This is a genomic window from Cytobacillus praedii (assembly GCF_001439605.1).
GTDB classification, from domain to species: Bacteria; Bacillota; Bacilli; order Bacillales; family Cytobacillaceae; genus Cytobacillus; species Cytobacillus praedii.
Map to the genome: position 1 here is coordinate 1 of NZ_LMBX01000064.1, position 989 is coordinate 989.

The following is a 989-nucleotide window of genomic DNA, read 5'->3' on the forward strand; positions in this document are numbered from 1 at the left end:
AGATGTCCATCCACAGCTTCGGTGATACGTTTAGCCCCGGTACATTTTCGGCGCAGAGTCACTCGACCAGTGAGCTATTACGCACTCTTTAAATGGTGGCTGCTTCTAAGCCAACATCCTGGTTGTCTAAGCAACTCCACATCCTTTTCCACTTAACGTATACTTTGGGACCTTAGCTGGTGGTCTGGGCTGTTTCCCTCTTGACTACGGATCTTATCACTCGCAGTCTGACTCCCATGGATAAGTCTTTGGCATTCGGAGTTTGTCTGAATTCGGTAACCCGATGGGGGCCCCTAGTCCAAACAGTGCTCTACCTCCAAGACTCTTTCTACATGAGGCTAGCCCTAAAGCTATTTCGGAGAGAACCAGCTATCTCCAAGTTCGATTGGAATTTCTCCGCTACCCACACCTCATCCCCGCACTTTTCAACGTGCGTGGGTTCGGTCCTCCATTCAGTGTTACCTGAACTTCAACCTGGACATGGGTAGATCACCTGGTTTCGGGTCTACGACCACATACTCATTCGCCCTATTCAGACTCGCTTTCGCTGCGGCTCCGTCTATTCAACTTAACCTTGCATGTAATCGTAACTCGCCGGTTCATTCTACAAAAGGCACGCTATCACCCATTAACGGGCTCTAACTACTTGTAGGCACACGGTTTCAGGATCTCTTTCACTCCCCTTCCGGGGTGCTTTTCACCTTTCCCTCACGGTACTGGTTCACTATCGGTCACTAGGGAGTATTTAGCCTTGGGAGATGGTCCTCCCTGCTTCCGACGGGATTTCTCGTGTCCCGCCGTACTCAGGATCCACTCTGGAGGGAACGAAGTTTCAACTACAGGGCTTTTACCTTCTCTGGCCGGCCTTTCCAGACCTGTTCATTTACCTCGTTCCTTTGTAACTCCGTGTAGAGTGTCCTACAACCCCAAGAGGCAAGCCTCTTGGTTTGGGCTAATCCCGTTTCGCTCGCCGCTACTCAGGGAATCGC

1 rRNA gene is annotated in these 989 nt (G+C 51.0%); it reads right to left on the bottom strand.

Going from position 1 to position 989, the window contains the following annotated elements:
• Nucleotides 1-989, bottom strand: a 23S ribosomal RNA gene (locus tag ASU02_RS25455); the annotation flags it as partial.